This window comes from Streptomyces sp. NBC_00490 (assembly GCF_036013645.1).
Taxonomy (GTDB): Bacteria; Actinomycetota; Actinomycetes; order Streptomycetales; family Streptomycetaceae; genus Streptomyces; species Streptomyces canus_F.
In genome coordinates this window covers 184,542-197,359 of record NZ_CP107870.1, presented here as the reverse complement: position 1 = coordinate 197,359, position 12,818 = coordinate 184,542, and the positions used below count along the sequence as shown (strand labels likewise).

Here is a 12,818-nt window from a genome sequence, read left to right as displayed (position 1 = left end):
TCATGGCACACCCGGAGAACGGCCGTAAGAAGAGCGTCGACGGCACCGTCGTCAAGGTCCTCAAGCACCACCGTCACGACCGGGGCATGGTGCTCGAGGAGCACACCAGCCGGTGTGTGCAGCGCGGCGAGGTGCATGAGCTGGTCACCACCGACCAGGTGGACACGCCGCCGGGTGGCACCGTCGACCGGGTCGGGTTCCTCGGCTTCGCGGAGATCGCCGGTGCCGGTGTGCTGGATCGCGGCGACGAGGTGTGGGTGGGCCGGGAGCGGATCGGCACCGTCCTGGGGTGGGACGCCTGCCACTTCCCCAACCACTACAACATCCTGATCGCCTGCGACCCGCCGCGCACCGGCCCGGAGGTCGGTCTGGAGCCGGGCGCCGGTATCCGGTTCGTGCCGGCGGCCGGTCACCGGGCACGCGAGGAGGAGCTGGGCTCGCTGCTGGCCACGGTGGACTCCCCGCGGGACCTGCGCCGTCTGGACCACGACGCGCTGCGGGCGCTGGCCGGTGAGATCCGGGACCTGCTGGTGCGCAAGGTTCCCGAGAAGGGCGGGCACCTGGGCTCCAACCTCGGTGTCGTGGAGCTGTCCCTCGCGCTGCACCGGGTGTTCGAGTCGCCGCGGGACCAGATCCTGTGGGACATCGGCCATCAGACGTATGCGCACAAGATCCTCACCGGGCGCGCCGACCGGTTCGACTCGCTGCGTCGGGAGGGTGGCCTGTCGGGCTATCCCTCGCAGGCCGAGTCGGTGCACGACCTGGTGGAGAACTCGCACGCCTCCACCGCCCTGTCCTACGCCGACGGTCTGGCCAAGGCACATCAGCTCAACGGTGAGCGGGAGCGTGCGGTGGTCGCGGTGATCGGTGACGGCGCGCTGACCGGCGGCATGGCCTGGGAGGCCGTCAACAGCATCGCGGCGGCCAAGGACCGGCCCGTCGTCATCGTCCTCAACGACAACGGCCGCTCGGCCGCGTCGGGGGCCGGGCGGGCGACCCGGCTGCGCGGCTCGCCCGCGTACGAGCGGTTCCTGGAGTGGGGCAGGGTCGTCGCCAAGCGGACCCCGGTTCCCGGCGGCACGCTGTACGAGGGCCTGCACGGTGCCCGGCAGAACCTGCGGGAGGTGGCCGTCGCCCAGAATCCGTTCGAGGGGCTGGGGCTGAAGTACGTGGGTCCGGTCGACGGGCACGACATCGAGGCCCTGGAGAGGGCGCTGGAACAGGCCCGGCAGCACGGCGGGCCGGTCCTGGTGCACACCGTGACCGTCAAGGGTGCCGGTCACACGCCCCCCGAGACCGACGATCCGGACCGCTACCGGGCCCGGGGCTCCTACACCGCGCGTGCCCGCCGCGGTGAGGTCGCCGCCGTGCCGGAGCGCACCTGGACGTCCGTGTTCTCCGAGGAGTTGGTCACGGCGGGCCGCGAGCGCCGGGACGTGGTCGCGGTCACCGCCGGGCTGATGGAGCAGAAGGGTCTGTCGGCGTTCTCCCAGGCTTTCCCCGAGCGGACCTTCGACATGGGGGTCGCCGAGCAGCATGCGGTCACCTCGGCGGCCGGGCTGGCGCTGGGCGGTCTGCATCCGGTGGTGGCGATGCACGCGATGTCCGTCAACCGGGCCTTCGACCAGGCGCTGCTGGATGTGGCCCTGCACCGGCTGCCGGTGACGCTCGTACTGGACCGGGCCGGGGTGACCGGTGACGACGGGGCGAGCCGCAACGGTGTGTGGGACATGTCGATCCTGCAGATGGTGCCGGGGCTGCGGATCGCCGCACCGCGGGACGGCAGGCGGCTGAGCGAGCTGTTCCGACAGGCCGTGGCCGCCGACGGGCCGACCGCGGTGCGTTTCCCCGGCGGGGTGGTTGACGCGGATCTCGACGCGGTCGACACAATCGGCGGGATCGACGTGCTGCACCGCGGGGAACGGGAGGACGTCCTGGTCGTCGCGGTCGGTTCGATGGCGCAGACCGCGCTGGACACCGCCGTCCTGCTGGCCGGCGAGGGCGTCGGCTGCACCGTCGTCGACCCTCGCTGGGTCAAGCCCGTCGACCCCGGCCTCATACCTCTGGCCGCCCGGCACCGGCTGGTGGTGACCGTCGAGGAGAACGAGCTGACCGGGGGCGTGGGTTCGGCGGTCGCGCAGGCACTGCGGGCGGCCGGGGTGGACACCCCGCTGCGGAAGTTCGGCATCGCCCAGGAGTTCCTGGAACATGCCGAACGCGCGGAGATCCTAAGGAAGTTGAGTCTCACCCCCGGTGACATCGCCCTGCACATCGCCGCCACGCTCGACCGGCAGAGCGCCGGGGTGCGGCCGGTCGGCACGGCTGCCTAAGCGCTCCGCTGGAAGTGCAGTGGACGCGTTGTTGTCTGTCTGCGGCGCCGTCGTGGCTGCTCGCGCAGTTCCCCGCGCCCCTTCGGGGCGCCGCCGAACCGCAGCGGACTTCGCCCGGCCCGCTTCATGACGGTCAGGTGGTGGGCAGCGTGTCCTGGAGGCGGTGGCGCAGGACGCGGCCGGTCGCGGAGCGAGGGAGCGCCGGAACCAGTTCGAGACGGGCGGGCAGGTGGGAGGTGAGGATGCCCCGGGCCAGCAGATGGGCGCGCAGATCGAGGAGGGAGGGCGGGTCGCCTTCGGGGACGACGACGGCACAGGCGAGCTCGCCGTGTTCGGGGTCGGTGCTGGCGACGACGGCGGCTTCGGCGACGTGGGGATGGGTCAGCAGGTGTTCCTCGACCTCGGTGACCGGGACCAGGAAGACACCGCCGACCTCCTCGACGGTACGGTCCTCCTCGTGCGGGCCGGTGTCGGTCCAGTCGTCCCCGTCCCAGACCGGGCGCAGCCCACCGCTCTCGCGCTGCCATACCGCAAGCGGTGAGGCGGGGCCGCGGCGGTGCGGCCGCTGGTGGCCGGAGTCGGCCAGGGCCGCCGGGTCGCCGTCGGCGTCCCGCGCCGGACTCGTCGTCACGTCCAGCGGCACCCGCAGCGTCTCGTGGACCTGGTGTGCCAGGCGCGTGGTGGCGTCGGCCCCGCCGGGAAGGAGCGCGTGCTCGAGCCGGCCCGGCGGGCGCGGCCGCTGTTCCTGGGCGGCGACCAGTTCCGCCCACTGCGCGGGAGTGGCCAGCACGGCGCGCACGTCCGCCGAGGCCATCAGGTCCAGTGCGGTCTCCGGGTCCCAGACGTCCTGCAGGACCACGGTGGTGCCGTGGGTGAGCGGGCCGACCATCGTGTGCAGCAGTGACGGCAGCGTGGCCAGCGGCAGTGCCGTGAACGCGGTGACCCGCGAGCGCGGGTCCAGGCCGGCGTGCAGGGTGTTGGGGGTGTGCATGGCCATGCTGTGTGCGCGGTGCAGGCCCAGTGAGGTGACGGCGAGGCTGATCCGGTCGGCGAGGCCGGCGGGCAGCGGCAGCCAGCCGTCGCGCCGGTAGCGTTCGTGGGGAGTGTGCACGAAGTGCCGGGTGAAGTCGACCGCGCCGGTGGCGGCCGCGTCGCCCAGGACCACCCGATGGCGCAGCCAGGGCAGGGTGGGTGCGAGGTCGGCCAGGACCTGGGCGGGGGTAGTGCCCTCCCACCGGTCGGGGACAACGCAGATCCGGGCCTGGGCCGCGCCGAGGACGCTCTCCAGGTCACGGGCTCCGTATCCGGCCATCACGGGCACGGCGACGGCGCCGATCCGCAGACAGGCCAGCAGCAGGGCGCAGGTCTCCCACCGGTTGGGCAGTTGGAAGGCGACGGGGTCGCCGGCCCGTACGCCGAGGGCGTCCAGGGCGTGCGCGAACCGGTCGACGTAACCGACGAGCTGGCCGTAGGAGATGCGCAGTACGCGGGTGGCGGCCGGGTGGTGGGCGCGGTGGGCGACGATCGCGGTGCGGTGCGGGTGCGCCGCGGCATTGCGGTGCAGGTCGTGCAGGAGTGTGGCGGAGCGCCAGTGTCCCTCGCCGGTGAAGCGGCGGATCTGCTCGGCGGGTGGCCGTACGGCGGCCAGCAGATCGGCGAGGGGGACGCTGCCGTCGGGGGTGATCGGCGCCCGGGCGGCGGACGCCGTGGGTTTTGCCGCCCCCGGGCCGGTGCGCAGGGTGGGGCTGTGCGGTGCGGGACGGGATGCCGTCATCAGCGTCTCCTGCCGACGGCCCAGGCCACTTGGACCCTGGAGCGGCAGCCGAGCTTGCGCATCACGTTGCGGACGTGGTTGACGACCGTCCATTCGGCGATCTTGAGCCGGGAGGCGATCTGGCGGTTCGTCATTCCCTCGGCGACCAGGAGCGCCACCTGGAGCTGGCGGGGGGTGAGTGCGGCGGCCTCGCCGCGCTCGGCGCCCTGGCCCGGCTGGACCGCGGCGAGCGCTTCGCCGACCATCGTCTCGGGCCGCAGGCGCAGCCCTTCGACCCAGGCGGTGGCGAAGACGCTCCAGCCGAGTTGGCTGCGCAGTTCGGTGACCGCGCCCTGAAGGCGGTCCCAGCGTTCGCTGTCGACCTTCACACCGGTGCGGCGACGCAGGTTCTCGGCGGCGGCCAGCAGCCGGGTGGCGCGCTGCGGCTGGCCGGCGCCGCGCTGCAGGAGCAGGGCGAACGAGTCGAGCGCCGCGGCCAGTTCGGTGCGCTCGTCGATCGAGTCATACAGAGTCAGGCTCTGCCGCAGTGCCGACTGCGCCCCGGCCTCGTCGTCCTCGTCCCAGGCGAGCTGGGCCCGCAGGTGCAAAGTGCGGGCCAGGTCACGGATCTCGCCGTTCTGCCGCTGGATGCGCTCGGCCCGCTCCAGCAGGGAGAGGGCGTCCTGGCGATGGTCGGAGGCCATCATCACCTCGGCGAGGGAGGCGGCGGCCTCCGCGGATCCCACGGTGTCGCCCTGTCCCTCCAGGGCGGTGCGGGCGGCGATCAGCAGGGACCGGCCCACCGCCTGGTCGCCGCACCGGAACAGTGCGTGCCCCATGCGGGCCGAGGCCAGCGCCCCGGCCCTGGCGTCGCGCAGCCGCTTGTACAGGGCGACGGCCCGGCGGTGGCGGTGCGCGGCTCCGTCGTGGTCGCCGAGGGCGGCGGCGAGCAGGCCGGCGCCGGTGTGCAGCCGGGCCCGCAGCCGCAGGTCCGTCTCCTCCTCGTTGCCGGACCGGCCGTCCGCCTCGTGCATGGCCTGTGCGGTGGAGTCGAACCAGTGCAGGCCCGGCTTGAGTTCGCCGCGGACCAGCCAGGGCCGCAGGCAGGCGGTGACCAGGGCGGCGCGCGGCGCGAGGTCGGCCCCTTCGGCCACGTGGTCGAGGGCGGCCAGGACGTTGTCGTGCTCGGCGGCGGCCAGCCGCAGCCAGCGCTGCTGCTCGGAGCCGTGGAAGCGGCCTTCGAGGGAGTGCATCAGCTTCTGGTAGTGGCGGGTGTGGACCCGGCGGGCCGCCGCGGCCTCCTCCGCGTCGCCGTCGAGGACGGCGAGGCTGTGGACGCGGATGGTGCGCGACATCGTCAGCCGGCTGTCGGTGTGCTGTCTCTCGTCGAGCCGGAGCAGGTTGCGGTCGAGGAGCTCCTCGATCGCGGCGGCGGTCTCAGCGGCAGACAGCGGGGATATCTTCTCGGCGGTGGCGAGGGTGGCGCCCTGCCGGAACAGCGCCAGCCGGGCGAGCAGCGTCCGTTGACCGTCGGTCAGGCCGCGGCAGCTCCATTCGGCGGCGGCGAGCAGGGAGCGCTGCCGGGGCGGTACGTCGACGAGCCCGGCCAGATGGCTGTCGCCGCCCCGGTGCAGCCACGACTGCACCTCCTGGAGCGGGAACAGCCGCAGCCGGCGTGCGGCCAGTTCCAGGACGAGGGGCACGCCCTCCAGCAGGTTGCAGATGTCGACGACGGAGGTGACGTTCTCGGCCGTGAGCGCGAACCCGGGGTTCACCTCGTGGGCGCGACGGGTGAACAGCTGCACGGCCGGGTTGTCCTGTACGTCGGCGACGTCGGGTTCGAAGAGCGGGCCGGGTGGGGGCAGCGGCGCGACGGGGACCACCTGCTCGCCGTAGATGCGCAGGACCTCCTGGCCGGTGGCGAGGACGGTGAGCCAGGGGCAGCCGGCCAGGTGATCGGCGACGACAGGGGCCAGCCGGGCGGCGATGTGCTCCACCCCGTCGAGGATCAGCAGCGCTCGGGGGCGGGGCTCGAGGCCGCTCTTCAGGTCGTGTGCGGGCGCGGCGCCGGCCGCCGTCGACGGTTCGTGCGCTGCGGGAAGGGGTTGGCGCAGTGCGTCGACGGCGCGGGCGACGGTGGCCACCGCCTCTTCGGGGCCGGGGCAGGCGGGCAGGTCCACGGTGCGGATGCCGCCGGGGAAGGTGTCGTCGAGCAGACGGGCGGCTTCGGCGGCCAGGCGGCTCTTGCCCACGCCACCGGCGCCGGCGAGCGTGATCAGCCGAAGGGAGGAGTCCTCGAGCCGTCCGCACACCGACGTCAGCTCCAGTTCGCGACCCACCATCTCCGTCGTCGGCTCGTGCACCGGCAAATCGGTCAGCATGTTTCCCCTCAGGACCACCGGGCGCCGACTTGCGCCACAGGCTCGGGTACTCCCGGTACTCCACGGTGTGCGACTGAACGCTAGGGACCGTGACTCGACCATGACTTAAGGCCCTCTGAAGAATCCGGCCGTCCGGTTCGTCCCCGTCGGCCGCTCCAACCCCTCCGACCAGGCCGGGAACCCGGTGGAGAACCTCGTTCCAGCCATTTCGCGGTCACCTGGCGACGAGACGGGTTCTGGCGGATTTAGCCCTTCACAAGTCCGGGGCGGTCGAATGGGCGGCCGCGTGAGAGTCCGCAATGAAGCGAGGGACCGACCACAGTGAGCCTTCAGGCCAAGCCAGTTACGCGTCTCGACCGTGTCGTGATCCGCTTCGCGGGCGATTCGGGTGACGGTATGCAGCTCACGGGTGACCGTTTCACCTCCGAGACAGCGACCTTCGGCAACGATCTGTCCACCCTGCCGAACTTTCCCGCCGAGATCCGGGCACCCGCCGGAACCCTGCCCGGTGTCTCCAGCTTCCAGCTGCACTTCGCCGACCACGACATCCTGACCCCCGGCGACGCACCGAACGTCCTGGTCGCGATGAACCCGGCCGCCCTCAAAGCCAACATCGCCGACCTGCCACGCGGCGCCGAGATCATCGTCAACACCGACGAGTTCACCAAACGAGCCCTGCAGAAGGTCGGCTACGCCACCTCACCGCTGGACGACGGCTCCCTGGACGGCTACAGCCTCCACCCGGTACCCCTGACCACGCTGACCGTCGAAGCCCTCAAGGAATTCGACCTCAGCCGCAAAGAAGCCGAACGCAGCAAGAACATGTTCGCGCTCGGCCTGCTGTCCTGGATGTACCACCGGCCCACCGCCGGCACCGAACGCTTCCTGAAGACCAAGTTCGCCAAGAAACCCGAGATCATGAAGGCGAACCTGGCCGCCTTCACCGCCGGCTGGAACTTCGGCGAGACCACCGAGGACTTCGCCGTCTCCTACGAAGTCGCCCCCGCCGCCACCGCGTTCCCCACCGGCACCTACCGCAACATCTCCGGGAACCTGGCCCTGTCCTACGGACTGATCACCGCGTCCCGCCAGGCCGACCTGCCCCTGTTCCTGGGCTCCTACCCGATCACCCCCGCCTCCGACATCCTGCACGAACTGAGCCGCCACAAGAACTTCGGCGTCCGCACCTTCCAGGCCGAGGACGAGATCGCCGGCATCGGCGCCGCCCTGGGCGCCGCCTTCGGCGGCAGCCTGGCCGTGACGACGACCAGCGGCCCGGGCGTCGCCCTGAAGTCGGAGACGATCGGTCTGGCGGTGTCGCTGGAGCTGCCGCTGCTGGTGATCGACATCCAGCGCGGCGGGCCCTCCACCGGCCTGCCCACCAAGACCGAACAAGCAGACCTGCTCCAGGCCATGTTCGGCCGCAACGGCGAGGCGCCGGTCCCGGTCATCGCGCCGAAGACGCCAGCGGACTGCTTCGACGCGGCGCTGGAGGCGGCCCGCATCGCACTGACGTACCGCACCCCGGTGATGCTGCTGTCGGACGGCTACCTGGCCAACGGCTCCGAGCCCTGGCGGATCCCGGACGTCGACGAACTCCCCGACCTGACCGTGCAGTTCACCCAGGGCCCCAACCACACCCTGGACGACGGCACCGAGGTCTTCTGGCCCTACAAACGCGACCCGCAGACCCTGGCCCGCCCCTGGGCCATCCCGGGCACGCCGGGCCTGGAACACCGTATCGGCGGCATCGAGAAGCAGGACGGCACCGGCAACATCTCCTACGACCCCGCCAACCACGACTTCATGGTCCGCACCCGCCAAGCCAAGATCGACGGCATCGACGTACCCGATATCGAGGTCGACGACCCGCACGAGGCACGCACCCTCGTCCTGGGCTGGGGCTCCACCTACGGACCCATCACCGCAGCCGTACGACGGCTACGAGCGGCCGGCGAGTCCATCGCGCAGGCCCACCTACGCCACCTCAACCCCTTCCCGCGGAACCTCGGCACCGTGCTCAGCCGATACGAGCATGTCGTCGTCCCCGAGATGAACCTGGGCCAACTGTCGACGCTGCTGCGTGCCCGCTACCTGGTCGACGTACGGCCCTTCACTCAGGTCAACGGCATGCCGTTCAAGGAAGAACAGCTTGCGCACGCACTGGAGGCGACGATCCATGACCACTGAACTCCGCCTCCTGCCCAAGGACTTCAAGTCCGATCAGGAAGTGCGCTGGTGCCCCGGCTGCGGTGACTACGCGATCCTCGCCGCGGTCCAGGGCTTCATGCCGGAACTGGGCCTGGCCAAAGAGAACATCGTCTTCGTCTCCGGCATCGGCTGCTCCTCCCGCTTCCCGTACTACATGGACACGTACGGCATGCACTCCATCCACGGCCGCGCACCCGCGATCGCGACCGGACTCGCCACCTCCAGGCGGGACCTGAGCGTGTGGGTGGTGACCGGCGACGGCGACGCCCTGTCCATCGGCGGCAACCACCTCATCCACGCCCTGCGCCGCAACGTCAACCTCAAGATCCTGCTGTTCAACAACCGGATCTACGGCCTCACCAAGGGCCAGTACTCCCCCACCTCCGAGGTCGGCAAGATCACCAAGTCGACGCCGATGGGCTCCCTCGACGCCCCCTTCAACCCGGTGTCACTGGCCATCGGCGCGGAGGCGTCCTTCGTGGCACGCACGGTCGACTCCGACCGCAAACACCTCACCGAGGTCCTGCGCCAGGCCGCCGCCCACCCCGGCACCGCCCTCGTCGAGATCTACCAGAACTGCAACATCTTCAACGACGGCGCCTTCGAAGTCCTCAAGGACAGGCAGCAGGCCGAGGAAGCGGTCATCCGCCTCGAACACGGGCAGCCCATCCGCTTCGGCACCGACGGCTCACGCGGCGTGGTCCGCGACCGGAACACCGGCGGCCTCGAGGTGGTCGACGTGACCCCGGAGAACGCGGCGGACATCCTCGTCCACGACGCCCACTCCCCCTCCCCCGTCACCGCCTTCGCCCTCTCCCGCCTCGCCGACCCCGACACCCTCCACCACACCCCGATCGGTGTCTTCCGCGACGTCGAACGCCCCGTCTACGACGTCCAGATGGCCGACCAGCTGGACGCGGCGATCGAACAGAACGGCAAGGGCGACCTGGCCGCCCTGCTGGCCGGCGGCGACACCTGGACCGTCGGCGTGTGATCCCACCCGGCCCCACCCCCGTTCCCGTTCCCTCTTTTCCTTTTTCCTTTTCCGTTCAGAGGAGCCCCCTCATGACGTACGTCATCGCTCAGCCCTGCGTCGAGGTGAAGGACAAGGCCTGCATCGACGAATGCCCCGTGGACTGCATCTACGAGGGACCGCGCATGCTCTACATCCACCCGGACGAATGCGTGGACTGCGGGGCGTGCGAGCCGGTCTGCCCGGTCGAGGCGATCTTCTACGAGGACGATCTGCCGGAGCAGTGGAGTGCGTTCGGCCCGGCCAACGCCGAGGTGTTCGAGACGGTCGGCTCGCCGGGCGGGGCGAGTGCGATAGGCCCGTTGGGCAGCGACCACCCGGTCGTCCAGGAGGCGCCCGTCCTCAGTGCCTGAGCCGTGGTGACGAACAGCGCGCGTCCGCCGGTGTATCGGCGGACGCGCGCTGCTTCGGTCTGTGCGGGGCCGGGGCGACGTGGTTACAGGTTCCAGTCCATGCCCTGAGTCGTCAGACGTGGTGTCAGATGGTCGACGATGGCGGCGATCGTGGGATGGTCCCAGACCAGGTTCGGGTCGACGATCAGGCCGTGCTCGTCCTCCAGGTCGCCGCACAGGCTCAGTGCCGTCACCGAGTCCATGCCGTAGGTGACGAGAGGGGTGCGGTCGTCCAGGGATTCCTCGGGACGGTCGAGGTAGAGCGCGAGACGAGCGGTGAGCCAGCCGTGCAGCCCGGCGGCAAGTGCGGCCTGCCCGGAGGTACGGGTCGTCATGGAGTGCTCCTCGGCGATGGCGGCCAGGGTGTGGGCCCTTGAAAGGGCGGGGTCCGGCCAGTGTCCGCAAGGGGGCTAAAGCCGGGCTTGAAGCTCGCCCCGCCGCTGCCGGAGCCGGGCGGCATGACAGTCGTATGGCAAAGCGCGGTGGAGCGTGTGCCCAGGACCGCGCAATAGGACGCCACGGCATTCGTGGTGCGGCAGAACACTGGCACGTTTTATCGGTTGGCGGCACCGGCGCGGCGCCTCAGGCAGCCATTCGTTGACCCGAATTCGGCAAAGAGGATTTGCTTCCCTCGTACCGGAGCCGTGCCATGACAGGCCGTTGCGGCTCCCTCGTCTCTCCCGTGAGTCAACGCCTTGCCGTGCCTATCCATGCCTTTCCACGCCTTTTTACGCCGAGCAGGAGCAACAGATGGGGAACCAGCGACTGACCATGTGCATCATCGGCACCGGGCCCCGCGGCCTGTCGGTGCTGGCACGCGTCTGCGCCAACGCCGCCCTCGCCCCGGACACCGGACTCACCGTGCACGTGGTCGAGTCCGAGCGGCCGGGCTCGGGCCGTGTATGGCGCGGCAGCCAGTCCCGGCATCTGCTGATGAACACCGTCGCCTCCCAGGTGACTCTCTTCACCGACGAGTCGGTGGAGATGGAGGGCCCGCTGGAGACCGGACCGAGCCTGTACGAGTGGGCGCAGCTGATGGCGTCGCTGGAACCCGGGGAGTCCGGTCTGGACGACGGTTTTCACGCGGAGGCGCGCGGGATGGGCCCCGACACGTATCCGACCCGCGCGTTCTACGGCCACTACCTGGAGTGGGTGTTCAACCGGGTGGTCGCGCTCGCCCCGTTCCACGTCAACATCGTCGTCCACCACACTCGCGCCGTCGCCCTGGACGACGCGGCGGACGGGCCGGAGGCGACGCAGACCGTGCGGCTGGAGAACGGCCGCGAACTGACCGGCCTGGACGCGGTGGTGCTGTCCCTGGGGCATGTGGAGGCGGAGGACCCCGACACGCTGGCCCGGCTGCACAAGAAGGCCCAGGCTCTGGGGCTGCGGCATGTGCGGCCGGTCAATCCGGCCGACATCGACCTGGAGTTCGTCAAAGCGGGTGAGCCGGTGCTGCTGCGCGGGCTGGGGCTCAACTTCTTCGACTACATGGCGCTGTTCACCCAGGGGCGCGGTGGGGTGTACGAGGAGGTGGACGGGCGGCTGGTCTATCGGCCCTCGGGCCGTGAGCCCGCCTTGCACGCCGGTTCCCGGCGCGGGGTGCCGTATCACGCGCGCGGCGAGAACGAGAAGGGTGCCCACGGCCGGCACCACCCGCTGCTGCTGGACGAGGCGAAGGTGGCCGAGTTGCGGGCGCGGGGCGCGCGCTGCGGCGGCCTGGACTTCCGGGCCGACATCTGGCCGTTGATCGCCAAGGAGGCCGAGACGGTCTACTACACCGCGCTGCTGGCCCGCACCGAGGAGCCACAGGTCGTGGACGCCTTCCGCAAGGAGTTGCTGGACGCGCCGTGGGACAGCTCCGCCGAGGGCGAGGTGCTGGACGCGTACGGGGTGGCCGCCGCCGACCGTTGGGACTGGGGGCGCGTCACCCGCCCCGACGAGGGGGCACGGTTCGACAGTCCGGACGCCTGGCAGGAGTGGCTGCTGACGCGGCTGGGCCAGGACGTGGCGGACGCTCTCGAGGGCAATGTGTCGGGGCCGTTGAAGGCGGCGCTGGACGCGCTGCGGGATCTGCGCAACGAGATACGGCTGCTGATCGACCACAACGGTCTGACCGCGGACTCGCACCGCGACCACCTCGACCGCTGGTACACCCCGCTCAACGCGTTCCTGTCGATCGGGCCGCCCGCCTCCCGCATCCGGGAGATGATCGCGCTGATCGAGGCCGGTGTCCTCACCATCGTGGGCCCCGACGTGCGGATGGAACTGGACGAGGAGGCAGGGGAGTTCGTGGCGTCCTCGCCGAAGGTGCCCGGTTCCGAGGTGCGGGCCGGGGTGCTGATCGAGGCCCGGCTGCCCGACATCGACCTGCGGCGCACCGCCGACCCGCTGCTGCTCCATCTGCGGGCGACCGGCCAGTGCAGCCGCTATCGCATCCAGGGTCCCGGCACGCGGACGTACGAGACGGGTGGTCTCGCGGTCACCGAGCGGCCCTACCGTCTGGTGGACGCCTCGGGCCGGGCGCACCCGCGGCGGTTCGCGTACGGCGTGCCCACCGAGTCCGTGCACTGGGTGACGGCCGCCGGTATCAGGCCCGGGGTGAACTCGGTGACGTTGGGCGACTCCGACGCGATCGCTCGTGCCGTGCTGTCGCTGGCGTCCGCGCCGGCGTACACCCTGCCGGGTGCGACGGCCGGGAGCGAGGCGGCGTGACGG

8 protein-coding genes are annotated in these 12,818 nt (G+C 71.2%); 5 read left to right on the top strand and 3 right to left on the bottom strand.

The window, feature by feature from the left end:
• Window positions 1-2: 2 nt before the first annotated feature.
• Complete coding sequence (dxs, locus tag OG381_RS49240) at window positions 3-2,330, top strand: 1-deoxy-D-xylulose-5-phosphate synthase (protein WP_327722956.1); 2,328 nt, start codon at window positions 3-5, stop codon at window positions 2,328-2,330.
• A gap of 133 nt (window positions 2,331-2,463) precedes the next feature.
• On the opposite strand, the gene OG381_RS49235 is transcribed toward dxs, so the two are convergent.
• Together OG381_RS49235 and OG381_RS49230 are read right to left on the bottom strand one after the other, a co-directional pair.
• Window positions 2,464-4,104, bottom strand: a complete 1,641-nt coding sequence (locus OG381_RS49235) for an AMP-binding protein (RefSeq protein WP_327722955.1) — start codon at window positions 4,102-4,104, stop codon at window positions 2,464-2,466.
• Window positions 4,104-6,464 (bottom strand): ATP-binding protein, encoded by a 2,361-nt coding sequence (locus OG381_RS49230; protein WP_327722954.1) that lies wholly within the window; start codon window positions 6,462-6,464, stop codon window positions 4,104-4,106. Before OG381_RS49230 ends, OG381_RS49235 begins: the two co-directional genes overlap by 1 nt.
• Before the next feature lie 321 nt (window positions 6,465-6,785).
• Between OG381_RS49230 and OG381_RS49225 the strand changes: the two genes are divergently transcribed.
• The 3 genes from OG381_RS49225 (at window position 6,786) to fdxA (ending at window position 10,061) form a co-directional block, all read left to right on the top strand.
• Entirely contained in the window at window positions 6,786-8,654 is a 1,869-nt protein-coding gene (locus tag OG381_RS49225; protein ID WP_327722952.1) for a 2-oxoacid:acceptor oxidoreductase subunit alpha, read from the top strand.
• The gene (locus OG381_RS49220) at window positions 8,644-9,669 is read left to right on the top strand and encodes a 2-oxoacid:ferredoxin oxidoreductase subunit beta (protein WP_327722951.1); all 1,026 of its coding nucleotides are present in this window, start codon (window positions 8,644-8,646) and stop codon (window positions 9,667-9,669) included. Before OG381_RS49225 ends, OG381_RS49220 begins: the two co-directional genes overlap by 11 nt.
• Window positions 9,670-9,740: 71 nt before the next feature.
• Complete coding sequence (gene fdxA / locus OG381_RS49215) at window positions 9,741-10,061, top strand: ferredoxin (RefSeq protein WP_327722949.1); 321 nt, start codon at window positions 9,741-9,743, stop codon at window positions 10,059-10,061.
• Between the two features lie 83 nt (window positions 10,062-10,144).
• On the opposite strand, the gene OG381_RS49210 is transcribed toward fdxA, so the two are convergent.
• Window positions 10,145-10,435: an acyl carrier protein gene (locus OG381_RS49210; protein ID WP_307038317.1), complete on the bottom strand. Its 291-nt coding sequence runs from the start codon at window positions 10,433-10,435 to the stop codon at window positions 10,145-10,147.
• Between the two features lie 415 nt (window positions 10,436-10,850).
• On the opposite strand from OG381_RS49210, the gene OG381_RS49205 reads away from it, so the two are divergent.
• Complete coding sequence (locus OG381_RS49205; protein ID WP_327722948.1) at window positions 10,851-12,815, top strand: FAD/NAD(P)-binding protein; 1,965 nt, start codon at window positions 10,851-10,853, stop codon at window positions 12,813-12,815.
• Window positions 12,816-12,818 lie beyond the last annotated feature (3 nt).

Coding starts and splice junctions, on each gene's coding strand:
- dxs (WP_327722956.1), top strand. CDS start 3: ATGGCACACCCGGAGAACGGCCGTAAGAAGAGCGTCGACGGCACCGTC.
- OG381_RS49235 (WP_327722955.1), bottom strand. CDS start 4,104: ATGACGGCATCCCGTCCCGCACCGCACAGCCCCACCCTGCGCACCGGC.
- OG381_RS49230 (WP_327722954.1), bottom strand. CDS start 6,464: ATGCTGACCGATTTGCCGGTGCACGAGCCGACGACGGAGATGGTGGGT.
- OG381_RS49220 (WP_327722951.1), top strand. CDS start 8,644: ATGACCACTGAACTCCGCCTCCTGCCCAAGGACTTCAAGTCCGATCAG.
- fdxA (WP_327722949.1), top strand. CDS start 9,741: ATGACGTACGTCATCGCTCAGCCCTGCGTCGAGGTGAAGGACAAGGCC.
- OG381_RS49210 (WP_307038317.1), bottom strand. CDS start 10,435: ATGACGACCCGTACCTCCGGGCAGGCCGCACTTGCCGCCGGGCTGCAC.
- OG381_RS49205 (WP_327722948.1), top strand. CDS start 10,851: ATGGGGAACCAGCGACTGACCATGTGCATCATCGGCACCGGGCCCCGC.